Consider the following 23,113-nt stretch of genomic DNA (forward strand, 5'->3'; position numbering starts at 1 on the left):
AACTGTCCGGTGCAGCCAGCAGCGTATGACCTGGAGTCCCGTCACCCCGGGTGGCCGGCCGGCCTGGGGCCGCTCCGCGTGGCGGCCGGGGAGGTCGCGGTGCGGCCGATCCGGCTGCGCGACGCGGGTGACTGGAGCCGGATCCGGCTGCGTGACCAGGAGCACCTCGAGCCGTGGGAGCCGACCGGGCCCGGGCCGTGGCGCGACCGGAACAGCTACTGGTCCTGGCCCGCGCAGTGGACGGCGCTGCGGTCGCTGGCCCGGCGCGGCCAGTGCCTGCCGTACACGATCACCGTGGACGGCGAGTTCGCCGGCCAGATCACGATCGGTAACGTGATCCGCGCCTCACTCCGCTCGGCGTGGGTCGGTTACTGGGTGTCCTCGTCGGTCGTCAAGGGCGGCGTCGCCACCGCCGCCGTCGCCCTGGTGGTGGACCACGCGTTCACCTCGGCCGGATTGCACCGGATCGAGGCGACGGTGCGGCCGGAGAACACGCCGAGCATCAAGGTGCTGACCAAGGCCGGGTTCCGGCAGGAAGGCCTGTTCAAGCGGTACCTCGACGTGGCGGGCGACTGGCGGGACCACTACTGCTACGCGATGACGGTCGAGGAGACCGGGCCCGGACTGGTGGCGCGACTGGTCGCGGCCGGTCGCGCGGAATACCCGTGACCAGGTTCGTTACCCAACGGCGAGATTTTCACTAGATCAAGTGACCCTTTTTCTGGTCACGAGCGGCGTGGCTCCGTCCCATCTGTTACTCCTGTGACTAGCGTGACGACATGTAGCAGTGAACGGGGGAGGTGAGAGGGGATTGCCCAGCTCGCTGATCATCGTCGCCTTGGCCGCGGCCTGGCTCGTCGTGCTCGTGCCCATGGTCGCCCGCAAGCGCCAGGCGGTCACGCAGACGGCCGACGCCGAACTGGCCGCCCGCGTGGTCCGCAGCGGCGGCGGGGAAGACGACGCGGAGGAGGAGTTCGCGATGTCCGAGACCACCCAGCAGGTCGCTGAGGCCGACGACCGCGTCGACTACGACGACGTCGAGGAGCACGAAGAGGAGCCGGCGCGCCCGCCACGGGTGTACGAGCCGGCGTCCGAACGGCGCTACCGGCCGGGCCGTGGAGGGTTCGACCCGGAGGCCGCCGAGATCGCCGCACGCGCCAAGTACGCGTTCCGCCAGCGGGTCGTCCTCTGCCTGTTCCTGCTCGCGGTCGTCACGGCCGCGGGCGCCGGGTTCCTGACCTCGTCGCTGTGGTGGCTGCACGGCGCCGTCGACCTGATGCTGGTCGGGTATCTCGCCTACCTGCGCCGGCAGGTGCGCATCGAGGCCGAGATCCGCCAGCGGCGCATGGCCCGGCTCGGATCCCGCTCCGCGACGCGCCCGGCCCGCCGCGAGCGCCCGGCCGAGGACTTCGAAGTCGTCGAGCCACCGCGCGAGGTGCCCGGCGTCGAGCGCCGCCCGTCGCCGGCGTCCCGCCTGCGTGGCCGGGCGGTGGTCGTCGACCTCGAGGACGAGGACCCCGCGTTCCACGACCTCGACGACCCGGACCAGCTCCCGTTCCGGCGCGCGGTCGGAGAGTAGACCCCCTCGCGAACCGCCTTCGGGCCCTTGCTATGCTTCTGGAGCTTCCTTCGGGAAGTCCAGTAAGGGGCTGTAGCGCAGTTGGTAGCGCGTCTCGTTCGCATCGAGAAGGTCAGGGGTTCGATTCCCCTCAGCTCCACTTCGCTCGGGGCGGCTTGTGTTCGCGGATAGCGCGAACCGGGTCGCTCCGTTGTGTTTCGTGGGGGTGCAACCCCCACACCCCGCCCGGAGGGGCTTCGCCCCCCGGACCCCCCATCTGTGGTCAACTTGTTCGCGTAAGGTCCCGTGAGGTTCACACCAGATAAGACCACCCGCGTCGCCGGGTGGTCTTTTTTGTTTCAGCGAACGGAGTGTCCGGAAGTGGTGGGCCGGCAGTGCCGGGGGTTTCGCTCGCGCGAGTGAAACCCCCGGCGCCGGGGTCATGCCTCGTCGTCGTGGATGGTGGCGTAGGCGGTGTTCTTGCCGGTGACGGCGTTGGTGGGGTAGCCGAGCACGACTTCGTACCTGGTGTCGGCAGTGGCGTCCACCGTGGAGTTGTCCTGGATCGGGACCGTGACCATGGTGGTGGTCTGACCGGCGGGGATCGTGACCTGCTTCGCCCCGGCGGCGATCTGTGTGCCGGTGCTGGCCATGGCCTGCAGGTGCACGGTCACGGGCAGACTGCTCGCCTTGGACAGCGTCACGGCGACCGTCGCGGTGCCGGCGTTCTCGTTGGCCGTCGTGTCGGCGACCGAGAGTTGCGGCAGCTTGGTCGGTGCACCCGTGCCGACGGACGGCGTGGTGAACGCGAGGTCGGACAGGAGCACCCCGCCGGTGGCGGTCGCCGTCGTGATCAGGATCTGCCGGATGTCGGTCGTGTCCACCGCGGTCATCTGGGCGACCGGCCAGCGGACGGTGCGCAACCACGTCTTCGGCAGCACGTCCGGGTTCCCCGCCGGCAGCGGCGAGAGCGCGTCGCTCAGGGCCGAGACGGTGGTGGACTGGGTCCGGCCGGCCCCGTCGACGACGGTCAGCCGCAGATCCGTGGCGTTGTTGGCCCCGTCCGGCGCGGCCCGCAGGGTCAGTGCGCCGTAGCGGCTGACGTCGTACCGGCCGGACGGCAGAGCGGCCGTCATCTGGCCGCCGTTGGCCCAGGTCATGTGCAGCATCGGCGTGGCGGGCACATTCGCGGTGTGGGTCACCGGCGTGAAGGACGGAAATCGGCTGGTGGCCGTGGAATCACTGCACGAGGGCAGGCCGCTCTGCGGGGACCGGCCGGCGATGCTCGCGCAGTACTGGCCGAGCACCTTGCCGGCGAACGTGACGTTCGCCGCGGCCGCCTGCAACGGGGCGACGTCGAGGCGTTGCGCCGCGGGTGACTGCGTCGCCTGCAGCACGGTCGCCGCGCCGACCCGAACCGCGCTACCGGCACTGGCCTGGAACATCGGCAGGAAAGCGCTTTCCTTGCCGAGCGTCATGCGGAAGAAGCCCGCGGTGTAGGCGATTCCGGTCTTCTGCTGCTCTTCGAAGGTGAGCCGGGTGTTGCCGGCCGCGGTGGTGCCGCAGGTCGGGTCGGCCGGGTCGACGTAGAGGTCCCAGTCGTCGCCGTAGGCCTCGGTCCACACGCTGTTGAAGTAGTTGTGGTTGGCGCCCATCACGAGCAACGACGACTTCAGCGCGGAGTCCGTGCGGCTCGTGTACCGCGAGTCCTCGAAGAAGTGCTGGCCTTCCTGGTTCGAGACGTCGCCGTCGCAGTAGGGCAGCAGCACGGCCATCGGCACGTCCGTCAGGGCGGGGCGGGTCCGGTCGATCGGGGCGAGCGGCAGCACACCCCTGATCCCGTACGGGGTGGGGCGGGCGGCGTTGAGCAGCGCGGCGCGAACCACGCCGTCACCGCCGCGGGAGTGGCCCATGAGACCGACGTTGCCGAGATCGAGCTTGCCCTTGAGCAGACTGCTCATCCCCGGGGCGGTGCCGGCGTCGGCCTTGGCGAGCAGGTCGAGGTGCGCCATCACCAGCTGGCCGCGGGCCAAGCCACCGCGGTCGGGCGACGCCGTGCTCTGGTCGAAGGCGCCGATCGCGTTCGCGCTGACCGACACCACCACGTATCCCTGGCTGGCCAGGGTTTCGGCCGGCCGCGAGTAGCCGACGTAGCTGGGCATCGGTTCGAGGCCGTTGACACAGGGCCAGTGTTCGTTGTCGAACGTGCCCGCGTCCGGGTCGTAGCAGGCGTCCGCGCGGCCGTGCAGGAACACCACCACCGGCCGCTTGCCGGACGCGCCGACCGGCACCCACACCGCTGCCCGCTCCTCGACCGGCACTCCGGTCAATCCGGACAACTGGAGCGCGGTGTCACCGAAGTCGTAGTCGGCACGGGTGACGCCGTAGCGTCCCGCGGCCTCGGGGGCGGACGTGATCGGCGTCCCGGCGGGCACGCCGGTCGTGGCGGCGGCGCTGCGGGGGGTCGCGCCGGGCACCACACCCTGCCACGCCACCCGCACCGACGACGGGTGCGCCGCGGCGGGATCGGTCGTCACCAGCGTGAGCGTCCGGCCGTCCCGGGACTCCTGTGCCTCACCGAGCGACCGGCCGTCGACCGCGAGTTCCGGCGACGCGTCCCGCGTCGGGAGCCGCTCGTCGAGCGTCAGCGTGATCCGGTAACCGCCGTCCACCGGCGTAACCGACCAGGAACCATCGGGCGAAGCCGCCGACGCGGACGGCGTCGGCAGCAAAGCCAGTCCCAGAGCCAGTATCGCGCCGGTGAGCGCCGGTCTCCAATACTTGCGCATCCACACCCTCCCGGGTTTTTTGTTGCGACAAATGACAAAAAGTCAATCTAGGCCCAGGTGCTGACGGGGTGCTGTCACGAAGATCATCAAAGCGCGCAGGTCAAGCCGCCGGGGTACGGGAGCGCAGTGAGGCGGATACTGCCTGGAACCCGGGACGTGGTTTTCCCGTGGCGTGGCGGACAAGCCGACCGATGGCTGCGCAGTTTGATGAATTCGCCCAATCGCGCACGGGAGCGGCATTTCGGGATATACCGTGCATCGAGGCCAGGATGAGCGGAGGCTCCCGCAGCTCCGCGCCGGTACTGGGCAGTAACATATCGTCGGCGTATCGAAAACCGCATACGTGCCGGCAACATCGCGCTGCCTTGAATGGCAGCCATGACCGACCGCGAACCAGCACGAACAGCGGCCCGCCGCGGGCGATCGCTGGGGTCCTCATCGGCCGCCCCCGCCACGGGCATCACGATTTATGGCTGCGAGCCGGACGAGGCCGTGTTGTTCCGGGAGCTGGCGCCCCGCTTCGGCGTGCTGCCGGCCATCACCGAGGCGGCGGTGTCCGAAGCCAATGCAGAACTGGCCGCGGGGAACCGGTGCGTCAGCGTCGGTCACAAAACCAAGGTCACCGCTTCGATTCTTCGCGCCCTCAGCGAAGCCGGTGTGGAGTACGTCTCCACGAGAAGTGTCGGATACGACCACATCGACGTGCAGTTCGCGAAGAGCATTGGCCTCACCGTGGAGAACGTCGGCTATTCGCCGGACAGCGTGGCTGACTACACGCTGATGCTGATGCTGATGTCGGTGCGAAACGCCAAATCCGTCATCCGCCGCGCGGACGTCCACGACTACCGGCTGGACGAGGTACGCGGCAAAGAGCTGCGTGATCTGACCATCGGGGTGGTCGGCACCGGGCGCATCGGCGTCGCGGTCATAGACCGGCTGCGGGGTTTCGGCTGCCGCGTGTTGACCCACGACATCCGTCCCGGCTCCGCCGGTCACGTTCCGCTCGACGAGTTGGTGCAGCACAGCGACATCGTCACCCTGCACGTGCCCCTCACTGCGGACACGCACCACCTCTTCGACCGCCGGCGTATCGAGCGGATGAAGCCCGGGGCGTTCGTCGTCAACACCGGCCGTGGCGCACTCGTCGATACCGAGGCCCTGCTTTCCGCCTTGGAAAGCGGCAGGTTGGGCGGCGCGGCGCTGGACGTTCTTGAGGGGGAGGAAGGGATCTTCTACGCCGACTGCCGGAACGAACCCATCGGCCACAAACCGCTGCTGCGGCTGCAGGAACTGCCCAACGTCCTGATCAGCCCGCACACCGCCTATTACACGGATCACGCCCTGAGCGACACCGTGGAGAACTCTCTCGTCAACTGCCTGAAATTCGAAAGCAGGGATCAGCGTGGATAGGTTGAAGGTCGGCATCATATTCGGCGGCGCGTCCGAAGAACACCCCGTCTCGGTCAAATCCGCGCAAGAGGTCGCGAAGAACCTCGATCTCGAGAAGTACGAGCCGTTCTACATCGGGATTTCGGTGAGCGGCGCTTGGCTGCTTTGTGACGGTCCTGGTCCGGACTGGGAAAACGGCAACTGCCGCCCGGTCGTGCTGTCGCCGGACCGAAGCGTCCGGGGACTGCTCGTGCTGGAACAGGGGCGGTACCGGACGATCAGCCTGGACGTCGTGTTGCCCGTTCTGCACGGCAAACTCGGCGAGGACGGCGCGATCCAGGGATTATTGGAGCTCTCCGGTATCCCGTACGCGGGCTGTGACGTCCAAAGTTCCGCGCTGTGCATGGACAAATCCCTCACCTACACCATCGTCCGCAGCGCGGGAATCGCCACGCCGAACTTCTGGACCGTCATGGCCGACGAGAGCATCGATGTCGGTCCGCTCACCTATCCCGTCTTCGTGAAGCCGGCCCGTTCGGGGTCATCCTTCGGCGTCAGCAAGGTAGAGCGAAAAGAAGAACTGCCGGATGCGGTGGAAACCGCCAGGAAGTACGACTCGAAGGTGTTGGTCGAGGAGGCTGTCGCCGGCAGTGAGATCGGGTGTGCCGTACTGGGGAACGACCTGGATCTGGTCACCGGCGAGGTGGACCGGGTCGCGCTGTCGCACGGGTTCTTCCGGATCCACCAGGAAGACAACCCGGAAAGCGGATCCGAGAACTCGACGTTCATCGTGCCCGCGGACATCCCGGCGGAGTCGCGCTCGCTCGTCCAGGAAACCGCGAAGGAGATTTACCGCGTCCTGGGGTGCAGGGGCCTCGCGCGGGTCGACATGTTCCTCACCGACGACGGCAGCGTGGTCCTCAACGAGGTCAACACGTTTCCCGGGCTGACCTCCTACAGCCGTTATCCGCGAATGATGGCGGCCGCGGGGTTGCCGCTCGCCGAGGTGATCGACCGGATGGTGTCGCTCGCATTGACGGGGAAATGACGATGCACGAGGATTTTGTCTTCGTGGACGAGGTCGTGTCCGGCGTACGCTGGGATGCGAAGTACGCCACCTGGGACAACTTCACCGGCAAACCGGTGCACGGATATCTGGCGAACCGGATCGTGGGTACGAAGGCGTTGTGCGCGGCCCAGGCGGAAGCGCGCGACAAGGCCGAGTCCCTTGGCTTCGGCTTGCTCCTGTGGGACGGTTATCGCCCGCAACGCGCCGTCGACTGCTTCCTGCGCTGGTCGGCGCAGCCGGAGGACGGCCGGACCAAGCCACGACACTATCCGAACATCGACCGAGCCGAGATGTTCGAGAAGGGATATGTGGCCGCCAAGTCGGGCCACAGCCGGGGCAGCACCGTCGACCTGACGCTCTACCACCTGACCACCGGTGAGCTCGCTTCCATGGGCGGTGACCACGATCTGATGGATCCCATCTCACACCACGGAGCACGGGGCATCACGCCGGTCGAGGCGCGGAACCGCGAGCACCTTCGGGACATCATGGAGACCTGCGGGTTCACGCCGTACGACCATGAGTGGTGGCATTACACGCTGACCGACGAGCCTTATCCGGACACCTATTTCGACTTCCCCATCGCATAGGCGAGCTGGGATGTCGCATCAGGAATCCGGTGCGGCGGCACCGCGCGTCGTTGTCGCCGGCGGCCATTCGGCCGGGCACATCGAGCCCGCGATGAACTTCGCCGACGCGCTGCGCCGGCTGGAACCCACGGCGGAGATCACCGCCCTCGGCACGATCCGCGGCCTGGACACCACGCTCATCCCGGCCCGCGGCTACCCGCTCGAACTCATCCCGCCGGCGCCGCTGCCGCGCACCCTGAACCGGGCGTTGCTGCGGACGCCGGGCAAGCTGCGCGAGTCGGTGCTGGCGGCCGGGGCGGTGCTCGACCGCGTGCGAGCGGAGGTCGTGGTGGGTTTCGGCGGCTACGTGGCCATGCCGGCCTACCTCGCCGCGCGCAAGCGGGGCGTGCCGATCGTCGTGCACGAGGCGAACGCCCGGCCCGGAGTGGCCAACCGGCTGGCGGCCCGGATGACGACGCACGTGTTCACCGCATCGCCGAACGTCCCGCTGGCGCACGCCACCGCCATCGGGATCCCGTTGCGGCCGGCGATCACCGGACTCGACCGGCCGGCGCTGCGCGACGCGGCCCGGCAGCGGTTCGGCCTGCGACCCCACGCGCCCGTCCTGATGGTCACCGGCGGTTCGCAGGGCGCCGGCACGATCAACGCGGCGGTGTCCGGCGCGGCCGCGTCGTTACGGGCGGCCGGTGTGCAGGTGCTGCACATCACCGGGCCGCGGCACTCGGTCGAGGTGCCGGACGGTGATCCGCCCTACGTCGTCGTTCCCTACGTCCACGACATGCAGTACGCCTACGCCGCGGCCGACTTCGTGATCTGCCGCTCGGGAGCGATGACGTGCGCCGAACTGGCCGCGGCCGGCTTGCCGGTCGCGTACGTCCCGCTGCCGTTGCGCGGCGGTGAGCAGCGGCTCAACGCCGAGCCGGTCGTCGCGGCCGGCGGGGCGTTGCTCGTCGACGACGCCGACCTCGACCCGGCCTGGATCGTGAACACGCTGATCCCGGTGCTCACCGATCCCGAGCGGATCGCGGTGATGTCGGCTCGCGCTTCGGCGGCCGGCGCGCCTGACGCGGACGTCGCCCTGGCCCGGCACGTGCTCACCGCGGTCGCCGAGCGACGTGGGGCCGCCTCAGGGTGATCGGCTCGGGTGTGGTGGCGCGGCCGGCAGTTGCACCGTGACGCGGAGCCCGCCGGCAGGTCGGGGAGTGAGGGTGAGGGTTCCGTCGTGCGCGTGCGTGATGCTCTTGACGATCGCCAGGCCGAGGCCGACACCCGCGTGGTCGGTGCGGATGCGTTGGGAGCCGCGCTGGAACGGTTCGGTGAGGGTCGAGACCAGCTGGGGGGTGAGCTTCTCGCCGGTGTTCTCGACGGTGAGCAGCACGCTCGTCGGGTGAACGCTGGTCGTGACCCACACGGTGCCCCGATCGGGCAGGTTGTGCGCGATGGCGTTGTGCAGGAGGTTCGTGGTCAACTGCAGCAGGAGCGCGGGCGAGCCGATGGCGGGGGCGATGTCGCCGGAGGTCTCGACGGTGACGCCGCGCTTCTCCGCGAGCGGGAGAAGCGTTTCGGTGGCTTCTTCGGCGATGAGGGACAGGTCGACGGGCTCTGGGGTGAAGGACCGTTGATCGGCGCGGCTGAGCAGGAGCAACGCCTCGGTGAGGTCGATCGCGCGGGAGTTGACCAAGTGGAGGCGGTCGACGAGCTCGCCGCTGTCGTGGTGCGGATCGTTGCGGGCCACGTCGAGAAGTGTCTGCGTGATCGCCAGCGGGGTCCGCAGTTCGTGTGAGGCGTTGGCCGCGAACCTCTGCTGTTCGGCAACGTGGGCTTCGAGCTGCGCAAGCATGGTGTCGAAGGCGTCGGCGAGTTCGCGGAACTCGTCTCTGCGCCCCGGCAGCCGGATCCGGTGGGACAGCGATCCCTCCGCGGCCATGCGGGTGGCATCGGTGATGCGAGTCAGCGGGGCGAGCATGCGGCCGGCGAGGATCCACCCTCCCACGAGACCGAACACCAGCAGGAACGCCAGCACCAGTATTGCCGCCGGAACGAAGACCGATGGGCCGAAATTGGTCGGGTCGAAGGCACGCCCGAAGTCGGACAAATCGGGGATGTTCAGGCCGTTCGACCATCCTCGCAACAGGAACATCCACACGGCGGCGAGCAGCAAGGAGCCCGCGATCATGAGGAACCCGGCGTAGCTGAGCGTGAGCTTGAGGCGAACGCTCAAACCGGGAGCCCTATGCACGGTCGTCTCCCCCGGCGGCGGTGTCGATGCGGTAGCCGACGCCCGGCACGGTGGCGATGATCCAGGGTTCGCCGAGCCGTTTGCGCAGTGCCGAGACCGTGATGCGCACGGCGTTGGTGAACGGGTCGGCGTTCTCGTCCCACGCCCGCTCCAAGAGATCTTCGGCGCTGACCACACCGCCCTCGGCGGCGACGAGCACTTCGAGCACGGCGAACTGCTTCCGGGTGAGCGCGACGTAGCGGCCGTCGCGGAAGACCTCCCGGCGGAACGGATCCAGCCGCAGGCCCGCGATCTCCCGCACGGGTGGCCTGCTGTACGCGCGCCTGCGGTCCAGCGCCCTGAGCCGGAGCACGAGTTCTTTGAGCTCGAAGGGTTTGGTGAGGTAGTCGTCGGCGCCGAGCTCGAACCCGGAGGCCTTGTCGTCGATCCGGTCGGCGGCGGTGAGCATGAGGATCGGCATGCCGCTGCCGGAGGCGACGATGCGTTTGGCGATCTCGTCGCCGGAGGGGCCGGGGACGTCGCGGTCGAGCACGGCGATGTCGTAGGAGTTGATGCTCAGCAGTTCCAGCGCGGTGTCACCGTCACCGGCGATGTCGGCGGCGATTGCTTCCAGACGCAGGCCGTCGCGAATGGCCTCCGCCAGATAGGGTTCGTCCTCGACGATCAACACACGCACGGTCACGAATGCTACGAGACGCACCATATCCTCGGCATATCGAAAACCGCATACGTACCGGCAACACCGCATTGCCTTGACTCGGGGCATGACCTGCATCGAGCCAGCACGAACAGCAACCCGCCGTACCCGGTCGAACCTCTTCGCTGCCCTGGTGGGCGGCAGCGCGGCGCTCATCGGTGTCCGGGTTTACCAGTCGCTGGTGTCCGCGGCCGTCCGGCGTTCCCTCACCGAGGCGGACGGCGTCGTCCGCGGCGGTGTGACGGTCTTCGACGACGAAATCCCGGCCGTGGCCAACCTGGACCCCGATCTGCTCGGCGCCCTGCGCCAGGCCGCGAAGGATGCCGCGGGCGACGGGATCGAGTTCATCGTCAACAGTGGCTGGCGGTCCCGGGACTACCAGGAACAACTGCTCCGTGACGCGGTGTCGAAGTACGGCTCGGAAGAAGAAGCCGCCCGCTGGGTGGCCACCGCGGACACGTCGTCGCACGTGTCGGGGCACGCGGTCGACATCGGGCCCGCCGAGGCCAGGGCGTGGCTGTCCGAGCACGGCGCCAGGTACGGGCTGTGCCAGATCTACCGCAACGAACCCTGGCACTACGAACTGCGCCCGGAAGCCATCGACCACGGTTGCCCGCCGATGTACGCCGACCCTTCGCAGGATCCCCGGATGCGACGCTGACCGGGCTGTTCGCGAGAGCGACGCAGCCTCATCCGAATCGGCTTCCGGTCGTGTCAGGACTCGTGTCAGGGCCAGGGCAGGGCGGTGTCAGTTCCGCCCGCGACCGTGGTCGCATGACAGACGCGATCACAGCTTCCGGGCTCCGGAAGTCCTACCAAGACAAAGTCGTGCTCGACGGTATCGACCTGGACGTCCGGGCGGGCAGCATCTTCTCCCTGCTCGGCCCGAACGGCGCAGGCAAGACCACCACCGTCAACGTGCTGACCACCCTGATCAAGGCCGATGGCGGCACCGTCCGCGTCGCCGGGCACGACATCGCCACCGAGGCCAAGGCGGTGCGCGCCGCGATCGGCGTCACCGGCCAGTTCGCCGCCGTGGACGAGCTGCTGACCGGCCAGGAGAACCTGCAGCTGATGGTCGACCTGAACCGGGCCCGCGCCAAGGACGGCAAGCGCATCGTCACCGAGCTGCTGGAGCGCTTCGACCTGGTCGAGTCGGCCCAGAAGCCCGCGTCCACCTACTCCGGCGGGATGCGGCGCAAGCTCGACCTGGCGATGACCCTCGTCGGCAACCCGCGGATCATCTTCCTGGACGAGCCGACGACCGGTCTGGACCCGCGCAGCCGCCGCACCATGTGGGAGATCATCCGCGAGCTGGTGTCCGACGGCGTGACCATCTTCCTCACCACCCAGTACCTGGAGGAAGCCGACCAGCTCGCCGACCGGGTCGCGGTCCTGGACAAGGGCCGCCTGGTCGCCCAGGGCACGCCCGACGAGCTCAAGCGCCAGATCCCCGGCACCCACGTCCGGCTCCGGTTCACCACCGCCGCCGAACTCGATTCGGCCGCGCGGATCCTCCCCGGCTCCACCCGCGACGACGACGCGCTGACGCTGCGCGTGCCCAGCGACGGCGGCACGAAGTCGCTGCGCTCCCTGCTCGACCGGCTCGACGAGTACTCGCTCAGCGCCGAAACCTTCACCGTCCACACGCCCGACCTCGACGACGTCTTCCTCGCCCTCACGGGCCACACCACGGAGGTGGCCGCGAAATGAACACGCACTCGCTCGTCATGCTGCGCCGCAACTTCAAGCACATCGCCCGCAACCCGGTCACCGTCTTCAACGCGGTCCTGATGCCGATCGTGATGATGGTGATGTTCGTGTACATGCTCGGAGACGCGTTCAGCGTCGGTGTCGACTACGTGGACTACGCGACGCCGGGCCTGATGCTGATGGCCGTCTGCTACGGGCTCGGCGGCGTCGCGACGGCGGTGAGCTCCGACATGACCAAGGGCATCATCAACCGGTTCAAGGTCATGGACGTCTCCCGCGGCGCGGTGCTGAACGGACACGTCATCGCCAGCGTGCTGACCAACCTGCTCGCCATCGCGGCGCTCGTGGGGGTGGCCTTCCTGCTCGGGTTCGACCCGTCGGCGAGCTTCCTCGACTGGCTCGGCGTGCTCGGCCTCGTCGTCCTGCTCGGCCTCGCCACCGGCTGGCTGACGATCGCACTGGGCCTGGCGGCGAAGTCCGTGGAAACCGCCGGCATGGCGTCGGTGCCGCTGGTCATGCTGCCGTTCTTCAGCAGCGCGATCGTCCCGGCCGACAAGATGGGACCGGGCCTGCGCGAGTTCGCGGAGTACCAGCCCTTCACGCCGATCATCGAAACCCTGCGCGGCCTGCTCAACGGCGCGCCGGCCACCGGCGACCTGATCGCCGCGCTCGCCTGGTGCGTGGGGATCGCCCTGGTCGGGTACCTGTGGGCGTCCGCCACGTTCAAGAAGCGAGCGTGACCGCGACCAGCTCGCGCCAGTCCGCTTCCCGCCCCTCGCCAGTCGCCTCGGTGAACTCCGTGTCACCGAGGCGGCTTCGCGTTTCCCGCTCGATCCGGGCCACGTCCGGCTGGGCGTGGTCCGGCAGACCGCGCAGGCCGGTGCTCGCCGCGAGCAGCCTCGCGGCCTGCTCGGGCTGGTCGGCCCGCAGCGCGAAGTCCGCGACCCCGACCAGCACCTGGGCGATCATCAAGGGGTGCCCGGGCTCGGACGCCGCCTCGACAGCCGCGGCACGGTGCTCCCGGGCCTCGTCGAGATCCTCGGCGAGGTAGCCGAGCAGGTCGTGCCACACCGCGCGGTGGTTCGCCCGCCCGGCGTCTGCACCCAGCAACTCCATCACGAGGCCGAGTTCCCGGCGGGCCTGCTCGGCGTCACCGCGCCAGCGGGCGAGTTCCGCCTTCGCCAGCGCCAGCTCGGCCAGCGCCTCGGGCCAGGCGACCCGGTCCGCGTGCCGCTGCGCCTCGGTCAGGGCGGCGGCGCTGCGCTCCGCGTCGCCCAGGATCCAGTACAGCTGGGCCTGCCGCGACCGCATCCGCACGACGTCCTCGATGGCGCCGACCTCGGTGACGACCGCGATCGCCTGTTCGTAGTGCTCGCACGCCCTGGCGAACTCGCCGCGCGTGGCGATCCGCTCCGCCAGCTCGGTCAGCGCGAACGAAATGCCCCACCGCTCGCCGAGCGCGCGGAATTCGTTGAGCGCCGCCTCCAGGTAGGTGTCGGCGTCCCAGCCGCCGTGGCCGAGCTGGACCCGCATCTTGCCGAGCTGCAGCCGGGCCAGGGCACGCACCCAGGGGTCGGCGTCGGTGAGGTGCGGCTCGAACGCGGTCAGCATCGCGTCCGTTCCGTCCAATAGGCGTTCCATCGCGCCGGCGAACCGCAGCGCCGGGTGCCGGTCCGGCACCCGCAGGCTGATCTCGTACGCCTTGTGGATCCACTCCACCGCGTTGAACTGGTCGCTGCCCCGCCCGGAGGTCATGAACCCGGAGACGAACGCGTACACCACGCCCCGGATCTCGTCGGGCACTTCGCCGGGCAGCGTGGCGGCCGCCAGGATCAGCTCGTTGCCCTCCGCCTTGTGCCCGGCGAGCCACCAGTACCAGCCGGCGGCAGCGGCGAGCCGCATCGCCCCGTCCGCCTCCCCGGCCGCGAGCGCGCCACGCATCGCCGCGGCGATGTTGTCGTGCTCGGCCTCGAGCACCGCGAGCCAGTCCAGCTGCTCGGCGCGGCGGAGGTGCGGCTCCGCGGTTTCGGCGAGTTCGGTGAAGTACGCGAGGTGCGCGCGACGCACCGAATCGGATTCGCCCGCCTCCGCGAGACGCTGGTCGGCGTACTCCTTGATCGTGCCGAGCATCCGGTAGCGCGGCGCGCCCGCGCCGTCGGTGACCACCAGTGACTTCTCGGTCAGCGCGGTCAGCAGCTCGAGTACTTCCCACGACTCGATGGTGTCGTCGGAGCAGACCCGCTCGGCTGCTTCCAGGCTCGCGCCACCGGAGAACACCGAGAGCCGGCGCAGCACCGTCCGTTCGGCGTCGCTGAGCAGTTCCCAGCTCCAGTCGATCAGGGCACGCAGCGTCCGTTGCCGCGGCAGCGCGGTGCGGCTGCCGCCGGTGAGCAGGCGGAACCGGTCGTCGAGGCGGTTGGCGAGCTGGTCCAGCGACATGGTGCGCAACCTGGCCGCGGCGAGTTCGATGGCGAGCGGGATCCCGTCCACCGCCCGGCAGATGCGCGCCATGGTCGCCAGCGTCTCGGCGTCGGCCGGGAGGTCCTGGCGCACCGCGCCGGCCCGGTCCCGCAGCAGCTGGACGGCGGGAGCGGACTCGATCTTGCCGGGGTCGGCGTCGTCCGCGGGCGCGGCCAGCGGCGCGACGGGCCACAGCGCCTCGCCGGTGATGCCCAGGGGTTCCCGGCTGGTGGCGAGGATCCGCAGGCGGCGGCACTCGCCGAGCACCCGGTGGGCGAACTTCGCCGCGGACTCGATGACGTGCTCGCAGTTGTCCAGCACCAGCAGCACCGCCCGCTCGCGGAGCGCGGCGACGACCCGGTCCGTCGCGTCCGCGTCCGGGGCGTCGCCGAGCAGCGCGTCACGGAGTTTGAGCGCGGCGAGCGTGGCCTGCGCGACGTCCCCGTCGGCGCCGAGCGGGGCGAGTTCGACCAGCCAGGCCCCATCGGGCAGGTCGCCGAGCAGCGTGCGCGTGGTTTCCGCGGCCAGCCGGGTCTTGCCGGCGCCGCCCGGGCCGATCAGGGTGGTGAGCCGGTGTTCGGCGACGAGTTCGCGGACCGCGGTGACATCGGCGTCCTTGCCGACGAAGCTGGTCAGCTCGGCGCGCAGGTTGGTCTTCTGCTTCTCCGGCGGCCGCTCGACCTCGCCCCGCAGCAGCGCGACGTGCAGCGCGGACAGCTCGGGCGAGGGGTCGACGCCCAGCTCGTCGGCCAGGGTTTCCCGCGTGCGCTCGAACACGAGCAGCGCGTCGGTGTCGCGGCCGGTCGCGACGAGGGCGCGCATCAGCGCGGCGACGAGCCGTTCGCGCACCGGGTGCGCGGCCACCAGGTCGGTCAGCTCGGTGACCAGGCCGGCGGCGTTGCCGAGGCGGATCTCGGCGTCGAACCGGTCCTCCAGCGCGGCCAGGCGCAGGCCTTCGAGCCGGGTGACCGCCGCGTCGAAGGCGCCGCTGTCCGGCAGGCCCACGTCCTGCATGGCCGGACCGCGCCACAACGCGAGGGCCTCACGCAGCAGTTGTGGCTCGTCGTCCTGGCGGGCCTTGGCGACGAGGCGTTCGAACTTCACCGCGTCGACGTCGTCGGGTTCCACGCGCAGCCGGTAGCCGTCCGGCTGTCCCTCGACCAGCCCGGCGGGCAGCGCCTTCCGCAGCCGGGAGACCAGGCGTTGCAGGGCGTTGGCCGCGTCCGCGGGCGGCTGCTCGCCCCAGATCCAGTCGACGAGCGCCGCCTTCGGCACGACGCGACCCGGTTGCAACGCGAGGGCGACCACCAGCCCGCGCAGCCGGGCGCCCGGCACGTCGGCGAGGGCGCCGTCGTCCGTGCGAACTTCGAAGGGGCCAAGCATCCCGACCTGCACCCGGCCGATTCTGCCAGTTGATCGAGACCGGGTCCGGCGAGTGGCGGTTTCGGCGTCGAGTGGGACCCGTGAACCGGCAAGGGCCCGCGATCACGCCGCCGCGGCCATCTCCCTCGGCGGTACGCGGTGCTTGGTGCGGCGGTGGCGCGTGTGCTGCAGCCACCACTCCGCGATCAGCAGGTTCACCACCCAGCTCAGCCACGTCCCGACGCCGATCGCCTGCTCCAGCGCCGCCGTGTCGGACGGGTCGGGCACGAAGGCGATCGTGCACACCGTGGTCCACAGGCGGTTCACCACGATCGAGAAGCACAACGCGAAGCTGCGGACCATCCACTCGCGATGCTGCGGATACCGGCGCCGGCGCGCCATCACGTAACCCGTCACCGTCGTGCCCAGCCACAGCAGCGCCAGCATCGTGTTCGCCGCGCGCTGGTTCAGCCCGAACGCTCCCAGTGGCGCCACGACGAGCGCCGCGAGCCCGGCGGGGATGGCCGCGGACACGTAGATCCGCCCGCTCCACCGGTGCACCCGCGGGTGTTGCCGGCGCAGCCACGGCCACAACTGCAACACCGCGGTCACCAGCACCACCGTGCCCAGGAGGATGTGCGTCACCAGCAGCGGGTAGTGGAACCACGTGTCCGCACGCGTCGGCACGCGCGATCTCGCCGGGTCCAGCCCGAGGTAGGGCGGCAACGCGTAGGCGAGGAAGGCGACGGTGACGAGCCCGAGTCCGACGAGCGGCGGGCGGATCCGCGTCGAAGCAGTCATGCCGCCAGTTTTCGCCCGCACGGCACCGAAAACACTGCGGTCCACCGCCCGATCGGCGGTCGGGCCGGCCCTACCGCCGGATGAGGAACGGTTCCAGCAGACCGGGTTCGGCGGCGTCGGCGAGGGCGATGGCTTCGGCCGCCGGGATGTCCACGCCGGTGTAGTGCTGGCGGCCCGCGGCGGTGGTCGCCGTCAGTGAGATCAGCCCGGCGCGCCGCTGGAAGAACGACCGGTGGAACACCCAGCCGATCACCCCCTCGGTCGACAGCACCTGCCGCCGCCGCACCAGGCTGCCCTGCCGGAACACCAGCTTGCCGCCCATCAGCGCGTGCCCCAGGTTGCGGTAGCGGTCCTCGGCCAGCAGCGCGCCGGCCGGGAACAGCACCAGCGCGACCTGCCACGGCCACGCCGGCCAGTCCGCGAGCCACCACAACAGCACGAACAACCCGGTGACGGCGGCGGCGAACAGGAACGCCCGCGTGTAGCGCCGCAGGTGGGCCCGCGGACCGTGCCGGACCAGCTCGGCGGAGGCCACCGCCGGGTCCTCCAGCACGTCGCCCGCCACGCGGTGCGCCACCGCGCGCGGTGCGGGCGGCAGCAGCACGGAACTGCTGTGCTCACCGCGCAACCCGGTCGTGATCGCCGAGCAGCGGGCACCGCGGGCGGCCCGCAGCAGCAGCGGCTCGCTGATCTCGGCCCCGCGCAGGCGGCGCAGCTCGATCGTCGTCTGACGGGTGGTCAGCAGGCCGCGCGTCACACGCAGCGTGCCTTCGCCGCGGGCGAGCCGGAAGTTCCAGAACGCCAGGACGTAGGCGATCACCGACAGCACGGACACCAGCACCGCGGTCAGCACCACGAGCCCGGCCACGATGACCCACACCGGCGCCGAGGCGACCTGGCCGAGGAACGACTGCAGCACCCCGAAGTCGTCCTCGTCGATCTGCACCTCGTTGAACAGGTTCGCAAGGGACCCGGCCACGACACCGATCGCGGCGATCCCGGACAGCGTGAACGGCCCGAACCGCACCCACGACAGCTGCAGCTCGGCCAGCACGTCGACCAGGCCCGTGGACTGCTCGGTGCGCCGGTGCAGCAGCTCTTCGCGCAGCCGGGCGGCGTCCGCGGTCGCCAGGGAGTCCAGCGTGACACCCATCGCGCCCTGCCAGTCACCGCGGCCGGTGCCGATCACGACCCGGCTCAGCCCGAGGATCCGTTGCAGCGGCCGGGAAGTCAGGTCGACGGTGCGGATCCGGTCCCGCGGCACGGACAGTTCCTTGCGGCTGAGCAGCCCGCGCCGCACGCGCACGTCCTCGGCGGTGATCTGGTAGGTCGTGGTGAACCAGCGCAGCAGCCCGGCCGCGATCGCCAGGCCGAGGCCGACGAGGCTCCAGATCTGCCCCTGGCTGCCGCGGCCGATGAACAGCACGCCGATCAGCACCGGCAGCAGCCGCACGACCTCCTGCACCGGGTGGACCGCGAGCATGCGGGCGCTGAGCCGGTGCCAGTCCTCGCTCACGTCGCGTCTCCCGGCGTGGCCTGCGTGAGCGTGGCGAGTTCCTGGGTCAGGCGTTGCGCGACCTCGTAGTCCAGGCCGTGGATCTGGACCGGGCCGCGCGCCGATGCCGTGGTGACGGTCAGGTTCGCCAGCCCGAGCAGCCGCTCCAACGGGCCGCGCTCGGTGTCGACGGTCTGGATCCGGGAGACCGGCGCGATGCGGCGCTCCTGGTCGATCCAGCCGGACTGGGTGTAGACGACCTGGGGCGTGGTCTCCCAGCGGTGCACGCGGAAGCGCCACTGCGGCATGACGGCGAGGTGCGCGACCGCCAGCACCCCGGCCACGATGAGTGCCACGACCAGCGGGAACCAGCCGGTCAGCGCGAGCCACACACCACCGCCGACGAGCACGACGACCCAGCCGATCGCCGCGCGCGTGGCCCAGAACAGCACGGCCTTCCGGCTGACCAGGTTCGCGGGCGGGCGCAGATCCACCACGGGCGTTGTCACGCCACCACTGTGCCAGTCAGGCGGTCGTGCTGTCCGGAACTCCGAGGCGGAGGTGCTCGATGTGGTAGACGGCCTCGTCGAGCAGCTGGGCGACGTGGTTGTCGTAGAGGCTGTAGACGATGCTGCGGCCCGAGCGCTGCCCGGTGACCAGGCCGAGGTTGCGCAGCAGCCGGAGCTGGTGGCTCACCGCCGACTGCTCCATCCCGACCGCCTCGGCCAGCTCGCCGACCGCGCACGGCCCCTGCCGCAACCGGGTCAGCATCAGCAGCCGGCTCGGCGTGGCCAGCGCCTGCAAGGTCGCGGCGACGGTCACCGCGCTCTGCGCGTCCAGCGACGCTGCCGGCCTGTCCTTGCCGTTGACTCCGTGACCCACGAGACGATTCTAGTCGAAGAACACATGTAGACGTCTTCATGTGTTCCGGTATGCTGCGGCCTGTGGTTCAGGTGATCGGCCAAGCGGCCCCCATCCGTCCGGTACGCCGGCTGCTGCTGCCCGAGGTGCGCTGGGCGCTGGCCGCCCTGGTGCTGTTCCTGGCCGGTCTCGCGGCCGACCTCGGCGGCGGCCCCTGGTGGCTGTACTGGACCCTCTACCTGGGCTGTTACGCGGCCGGCGGGTGGGAACCGCTGCTGGCGGGGCTGCGGGCCCTGCGCGAGCGGACGCTGGACGTGGACCTGCTGCTGGTCGTCGCGGCGGTGGGCGCGGCGTCGATCGGGCAGGTGCTCGACGGCGGCCTGCTGATCGTCATCTTCGCGACCTCCGGCGCGCTGGAGGCCGTCGCGACGCAGCGGACCGCGGATTCGGTGCGCAGCCTGCTCGACCTGACCGGGGAGGCCGACAGCTACCAGGCCGGCGACGAGTTCGTGGTCCGGCCCGGGGAGCGCATCGGCGGGGACGGCGTCGTGCTGGACGGCGCGAGCGAGGTGGACCAGTCGTCGATCACCGGTGAGTCGATGCCGGTGCCCAAGGCCGCCGGCGACGAGGTGTTCGCCGGCACGCTGAACGGAACCGGGGTGCTGCGGGTCCGGGTCACGCGGGACTCGTCGGACACGGTGCTGGCGCGGATCGTCGCGATGGTCGAGGAGGCGTCCGCGACCAAGGCGAAGACGCAGCTGTTCATCGAGAAGATCGAGCAGCGCTACTCGGTCTGCGTGGTGGTGGCGACCCTGGCGTTGTTCCTGGTCCCGCTGGCCTTCGGGGCCGGGCTGCGGGAGACGCTGCTGCGCGCGATGACGTTCATGATCGTCGCGTCGCCGTGCGCGGTGGTGCTGGCGACCATGCCGCCGCTGCTGTCGGCCATCGCGAACGCCGGGCGCCACGGTGTGCTGGTCAAGTCGGCCGTGGTGCTGGAGCGGCTCGGTACGACGGAGCGGGTGGCGTTCGACAAGACCGGAACCTTGACCGAGGGTTCGCCGCGCGTTGTCGAGGTCCGTCCACTGAGTATGTCCGAAGAGGACGTTCTGCGGTACGCGGCCGGTGCGGAGCAGTCGAGCGAGCACCCGCTCGGCCGGGCGGTCGTGGCGGCCGCGGACCGGGTGCCGGTGGCACGGGACTTCCGCGCGGAGCCCGGCCGGGGCGTGCACGCGGTGGTCGACGGGCGGCAGGTGTTCGTGGGCCGGGACGACAGCGATGCGGTGCGCGAGGTCGAGGCCGGTGGGCGGAGCGCGGTGCTGGTCCGGGTCGACGGCGAACCGGCCGGGGTGCTCGGGCTGGCCGACCGCGTGCGCCCGGACGCCCGTGCCGCGGTGGCCGCGCTGGCCGGGACGTCGCCCGTGCTGCTGACCGGGGACAACGCCCGTGCCGCGGCGCGGGTGGCGGCCGAGGTGGGCATCACCGACGTGCGGGCCGGGCTGCTGCCGCAGGACAAGGTCGCGGCCGTCCGCGAACTCGGCGAGCGGGTGCTGGTGGTCGGCGACGGGGTCAACGACGCGCCCGCGCTGGCCGCGGCGCACACCGGCATCGCCATGGGACGGGCCGGCTCGGACCTGGCGCTGGAGACGGCGGACGCGGTGGTCGTGCGGGACGAGCTGACGGCGATCCCCGCGGTCGTCGCGCTGGCCCGCCGCGCGCGCCGGCTCGTGCTGGCCAACCTCGCGATCGCGGGCGGGTTCATCGTCGGGCTCGTGCTGTGGGACCTGTTCGGTGAGCTGCCGCTGCCGCTCGGGGTCGCCGGCCACGAGGGCTCGACCGTGCTGGTGGCGCTGAACGGCTTGCGACTGCTGCGCGAGAAGGCCTGGCGCGGTTGACGCGTCAGGGGCGCAGGTAGGTGTTGAGCGTGACGGCCAGCGTCTGCTCCACATCGGACGACTCCGCCGCCGACGGGAGCCCGCCGCGCAGCCACAGCGCGGCCAGCCCGTGCAGGGACGCCCACAGCGACGCGGCCAGCGGGCGCGACGCGGTGCCCTGCCGCCAGCCGCCCGCCTGGGCCCGGGTGACGAGGTCCAGGAACTGCTCGAACACCGCGTTGGAGAGCCGGGCCAGCTCGGGTTCGCGCACGTCGATCAGGTCGGGCCGGAACATCAGCTCGAACATCGCCGGATTCGCCAGCGCGAAGTCGAGGTAGCGGCGGCACGCGGTCAGCAGCCGTTGCTGCGGGTTGTCGTCGGGCAGGTCGGCCGCGCGGGCGTGCAGCTCCGCGAACCCGGACGCGGCGACCGCGGCGAGCAGTTCGGCGCGCCCGGCGAAGTGCCGCAGGGGCGCGCCGTGCGAGACACCGGCTTCGCGCGCGATCCGCCGCAGGGTGACGGCCTCGACACCCTCGTTCGTCAGAACGGCGATCGCGCTGTCGATCAGGCGCTGCCGGGGATCGTTTTCCACGACGCCAGCTCGTCGGCGATGACGGGGAGCAGGTCGGGGCGCTTGGGCGCGAAACCGTCGCCCGGGGAGCGGCCGGTGAACCAGTTGCGGGTGCGCGTGACCATCACCGGCAGGACCTCCCGCCACACCCAGCCGGCGTGCGCGCGCAGGCCCGGGCGCAGCGGTTCCCCGGGCAGGGGTTCCAGCCAGGCCGGGTCGTAGTCGACGCCCAGGTTCGTGAGCAGGTGCGCGGCCAGGCGGCGGTGGCCGTACTCCGAGAGGTGCAGCCGGTCCGGGCCGAAGTAACGCAGGTCGTGCACGGCCTCCTCGCCCCACAGGTCCACCACCCGGGCGCCGTGCTTGGCCGCGGAGGTGTGGATGGCCTCGTTGAGGGCTTCCAGCCGGTGCCGGATGCGCAGCAGGCCCGGGACGCGGCTGGAGACGTCGCTGAGCGTGAAGACGACCACGGTGGGTGCCGCGCGGGTGAGCATGCGGATCGCCGCGTCCACCCGCTTCGCGACGATCTCGGCGCGGTAGGTGCGGGTCATGACGTCGTTGGCGCCGCCGAAGAGGGTGACCAGGTCGGGCTTGAGGTCCAGGGCCGCGGGGATCTGCTCGACGATGATCTGGTCCAGGCGACGGCCGCGGACGGCCAGGTTGGCGTACCGGAAGGAGGGGTCGTGCCGGGCGAGCGTCGCCGCGGCCAGGTCGGCCCAGCCGCGGTAGATGTTGGTCCCCGGGTAGGGGTCGTGCAGGCCTTCCGCGCAGCTGTCGCCGAGGACCACGAACCTCTGATAGCCCATTCAGCTCTCCGACATCCGATGTTCACCTGGTAGACACTGTCTATCAAGATTTGTAGACGGTGTCTACTGGGCGCCTGGCGGCTCTCGGCATGACCGTCCTGATCGGTGCCCGGGATCGCGGCGCTGGACGGCAGGCAGCAGGGGACCGTCGCCATCACCGGTTCCGGGCAGGTCAACCCCGAAGACGCGCACGACCAGGTCCTCAGCTCGGTCGACCTCGGCGTGGTCCGCGCGGTGTTCGAGACCAACGTCTCCGGCGTGATCGCGGTGACCAACGCGATGCTGCCGCTGCTGCGGCGGTCACCGGCGCCGCGGATCGTGAACGTCAGCAGTCACGAGGCCTCGCTGACTTTGAACAGCGACCTGGACGGCCCCTTCTCGGCGCTGCTGCCGTCGGCGGCGTACAGCCCGTCCAAGCCCGCCCTGTGTGCGCTGACCGTGCAGTACGCCAAGGAGCTGCGCGAGGACGGGGTCCTGGTCAACGCGGTCGCTCCTGGTTTCGTCGACACGGACAGCAACAACCACACCGGGTTCCAGACGGTCGCGCAGGGCTCCGCGGTCGTGGTGCGGCCGGCCACGCTCGGCCCGGACGGGCCGACGGCCGGGTTCTTCGCCGAGGACGGCCCGGTGCCGTGGTGAACCGCGCCGAGGCGTTCGAGGAGCTGCGGCCGTCGCTGTTCTCCATCGCCTACCGCCTGCTGGGCAGCGTGAGCGACGCCGAGGACGCGGTCCAGGACGCGTGGCTGCGTTTCGCGGCCTCCTCGACGCGGCCGGATTCGCTCAACGCGTTCCCGTCGGCCACGGTGAGCCGCATCGCGATCGACGTGCTGCGGTCGGCGCGCGTC

Annotated in this window: 21 protein-coding genes, 1 tRNA gene and 1 pseudogene; 13 read left to right on the forward strand and 10 right to left on the reverse strand. The window is 70.6% G+C overall.

The window, feature by feature from the left end:
- The first annotated feature begins 9 nt into the window (after positions 1–9).
- From D0D28_RS01280 to D0D28_RS01290, 3 genes are all read left to right on the forward strand, one after another.
- Positions 10–669 (forward strand): GNAT family N-acetyltransferase, encoded by a 660-nt coding sequence (locus D0D28_RS01280; protein ID WP_205413161.1) that lies wholly within the window; start codon positions 10–12, stop codon positions 667–669.
- A 142-nt stretch (positions 670–811) separates the two neighbouring features.
- Complete coding sequence (gene sepX / locus D0D28_RS01285; RefSeq protein WP_094004513.1) at positions 812–1,579, forward strand: divisome protein SepX/GlpR; 768 nt, start codon at positions 812–814, stop codon at positions 1,577–1,579.
- Between the two features lie 66 nt (positions 1,580–1,645).
- Positions 1,646–1,718: transfer RNA gene (locus D0D28_RS01290), tRNA-Ala, on the forward strand.
- Positions 1,719–1,998: 280 nt separating this feature from the next.
- Here the strand turns inward: D0D28_RS01290 and D0D28_RS01295 are convergent.
- A complete protein-coding gene (locus tag D0D28_RS01295) occupies positions 1,999–4,230 on the reverse strand; it encodes a hypothetical protein (RefSeq protein WP_116109418.1) in 2,232 nt (743 codons plus the stop codon).
- Between the two features lie 495 nt (positions 4,231–4,725).
- On the opposite strand from D0D28_RS01295, the gene vanH reads away from it, so the two are divergent.
- From vanH to D0D28_RS01315, 4 genes are read left to right on the forward strand one after another with little or no spacing between them, the layout of a single operon-like run.
- Positions 4,726–5,757, forward strand: a complete 1,032-nt coding sequence (vanH, locus tag D0D28_RS01300; RefSeq protein WP_116109420.1) for a D-lactate dehydrogenase VanH — start codon at positions 4,726–4,728, stop codon at positions 5,755–5,757.
- On the forward strand, positions 5,750–6,784 hold the full coding sequence (vanA-Sc, locus tag D0D28_RS01305; RefSeq protein WP_116109423.1) for a D-alanine--(R)-lactate ligase VanA-Sc: 1,035 nt from the start codon (positions 5,750–5,752) through the stop codon (positions 6,782–6,784). The genes vanH and vanA-Sc overlap by 8 nt, the downstream gene beginning before the upstream one ends.
- A gap of 2 nt (positions 6,785–6,786) precedes the next feature.
- The gene (gene vanX, locus D0D28_RS01310; RefSeq protein WP_116109492.1) at positions 6,787–7,395 is read left to right on the forward strand and encodes a D-Ala-D-Ala dipeptidase VanX; all 609 of its coding nucleotides are present in this window, start codon (positions 6,787–6,789) and stop codon (positions 7,393–7,395) included.
- 10 nt (positions 7,396–7,405) lie between these two features.
- The gene (locus tag D0D28_RS01315) at positions 7,406–8,530 is read left to right on the forward strand and encodes a UDP-N-acetylglucosamine--N-acetylmuramyl-(pentapeptide) pyrophosphoryl-undecaprenol N-acetylglucosamine transferase (protein WP_116109425.1); all 1,125 of its coding nucleotides are present in this window, start codon (positions 7,406–7,408) and stop codon (positions 8,528–8,530) included.
- Here the strand turns inward: D0D28_RS01315 and D0D28_RS01320 are convergent.
- Both D0D28_RS01320 and D0D28_RS01325 read right to left on the reverse strand, forming a co-directional pair.
- The gene (locus D0D28_RS01320) at positions 8,522–9,616 is read right to left on the reverse strand and encodes a sensor histidine kinase (RefSeq protein WP_275895879.1); all 1,095 of its coding nucleotides are present in this window, start codon (positions 9,614–9,616) and stop codon (positions 8,522–8,524) included. The two genes, D0D28_RS01315 and D0D28_RS01320, sit on opposite strands and share 9 nt — an antisense overlap.
- A 10-nt stretch (positions 9,617–9,626) precedes the next feature.
- On the reverse strand, positions 9,627–10,310 hold the full coding sequence (locus D0D28_RS01325) for a response regulator transcription factor (RefSeq protein ID WP_094004542.1): 684 nt from the start codon (positions 10,308–10,310) through the stop codon (positions 9,627–9,629).
- 259 nt (positions 10,311–10,569) lie between these two features.
- Here D0D28_RS01325 and D0D28_RS01330 point away from each other — a divergent pair, with 259 nt between their 5' ends.
- The 3 genes from D0D28_RS01330 (at position 10,570) to D0D28_RS01340 (ending at position 12,784) form a co-directional block, all read left to right on the forward strand.
- A complete protein-coding gene (locus tag D0D28_RS01330) occupies positions 10,570–10,992 on the forward strand; it encodes a M15 family metallopeptidase (protein WP_240323041.1) in 423 nt (140 codons plus the stop codon).
- Positions 10,993–11,105: 113 nt separating this feature from the next.
- The gene (locus tag D0D28_RS01335) at positions 11,106–12,044 is read left to right on the forward strand and encodes an ATP-binding cassette domain-containing protein (RefSeq protein WP_116109428.1); all 939 of its coding nucleotides are present in this window, start codon (positions 11,106–11,108) and stop codon (positions 12,042–12,044) included.
- Entirely contained in the window at positions 12,041–12,784 is a 744-nt protein-coding gene (locus tag D0D28_RS01340) for an ABC transporter permease (protein ID WP_094004522.1), read from the forward strand. Before D0D28_RS01335 ends, D0D28_RS01340 begins: the two co-directional genes overlap by 4 nt.
- Here the strand turns inward: D0D28_RS01340 and D0D28_RS01345 are convergent.
- The 5 genes from D0D28_RS01345 to D0D28_RS01365 all read right to left on the reverse strand — a co-directional run bounded on the left by D0D28_RS01345 (position 12,768) and on the right by D0D28_RS01365 (position 19,044).
- On the reverse strand, positions 12,768–15,899 hold the full coding sequence (locus D0D28_RS01345) for a BTAD domain-containing putative transcriptional regulator (protein ID WP_116109429.1): 3,132 nt from the start codon (positions 15,897–15,899) through the stop codon (positions 12,768–12,770). The genes D0D28_RS01340 and D0D28_RS01345 overlap by 17 nt on opposite strands.
- A gap of 90 nt (positions 15,900–15,989) precedes the next feature.
- The gene (locus D0D28_RS01350) at positions 15,990–16,667 is read right to left on the reverse strand and encodes a DUF2306 domain-containing protein (RefSeq protein WP_116109430.1); all 678 of its coding nucleotides are present in this window, start codon (positions 16,665–16,667) and stop codon (positions 15,990–15,992) included.
- 70 nt (positions 16,668–16,737) lie between these two features.
- On the reverse strand, positions 16,738–18,183 hold the full coding sequence (locus tag D0D28_RS01355; protein WP_116109431.1) for a PH domain-containing protein: 1,446 nt from the start codon (positions 18,181–18,183) through the stop codon (positions 16,738–16,740).
- On the reverse strand, positions 18,180–18,671 hold the full coding sequence (locus D0D28_RS01360) for a PH domain-containing protein (protein ID WP_240323032.1): 492 nt from the start codon (positions 18,669–18,671) through the stop codon (positions 18,180–18,182). The genes D0D28_RS01355 and D0D28_RS01360 overlap by 4 nt, the downstream gene beginning before the upstream one ends.
- Positions 18,672–18,687: 16 nt before the next feature.
- Complete coding sequence (locus D0D28_RS01365) at positions 18,688–19,044, reverse strand: ArsR/SmtB family transcription factor (RefSeq protein ID WP_094004527.1); 357 nt, start codon at positions 19,042–19,044, stop codon at positions 18,688–18,690.
- 71 nt (positions 19,045–19,115) lie between these two features.
- On the opposite strand from D0D28_RS01365, the gene D0D28_RS01370 reads away from it, so the two are divergent.
- Positions 19,116–20,915 carry a heavy metal translocating P-type ATPase gene (locus D0D28_RS01370; RefSeq protein ID WP_116109493.1) on the forward strand — a complete coding sequence of 600 codons (1,800 nt, stop codon included), beginning with the start codon at positions 19,116–19,118 and terminating at the stop codon, positions 20,913–20,915.
- A 4-nt stretch (positions 20,916–20,919) separates the two neighbouring features.
- On the opposite strand, the gene D0D28_RS01375 is transcribed toward D0D28_RS01370, so the two are convergent.
- Positions 20,920–21,486 (reverse strand): TetR/AcrR family transcriptional regulator, encoded by a 567-nt coding sequence (locus D0D28_RS01375; protein WP_094004528.1) that lies wholly within the window; start codon positions 21,484–21,486, stop codon positions 20,920–20,922.
- Positions 21,459–22,268, reverse strand: coding sequence for an SGNH/GDSL hydrolase family protein (locus D0D28_RS01380; RefSeq protein ID WP_094004529.1), 810 nt, complete (start codon positions 22,266–22,268; stop codon positions 21,459–21,461). Before D0D28_RS01380 ends, D0D28_RS01375 begins: the two co-directional genes overlap by 28 nt.
- A 105-nt stretch (positions 22,269–22,373) precedes the next feature.
- On the opposite strand from D0D28_RS01380, the gene D0D28_RS01385 reads away from it, so the two are divergent.
- The gene (locus D0D28_RS01385; RefSeq protein WP_205413163.1) at positions 22,374–22,907 is read left to right on the forward strand and encodes an SDR family NAD(P)-dependent oxidoreductase; all 534 of its coding nucleotides are present in this window, start codon (positions 22,374–22,376) and stop codon (positions 22,905–22,907) included.
- Positions 22,908–22,975: 68 nt separating this feature from the next.
- Positions 22,976–23,050 (forward strand): annotated as a pseudogene (locus D0D28_RS36455) (hypothetical protein); the annotation flags it as partial.
- Positions 23,051–23,113: the final 63 nt, after the last annotated feature.

Source organism: Amycolatopsis ruanii (genome assembly GCF_003385175.1).
GTDB lineage: Bacteria > Actinomycetota > Actinomycetes > Mycobacteriales > Pseudonocardiaceae > Amycolatopsis_E > Amycolatopsis_E thermalba.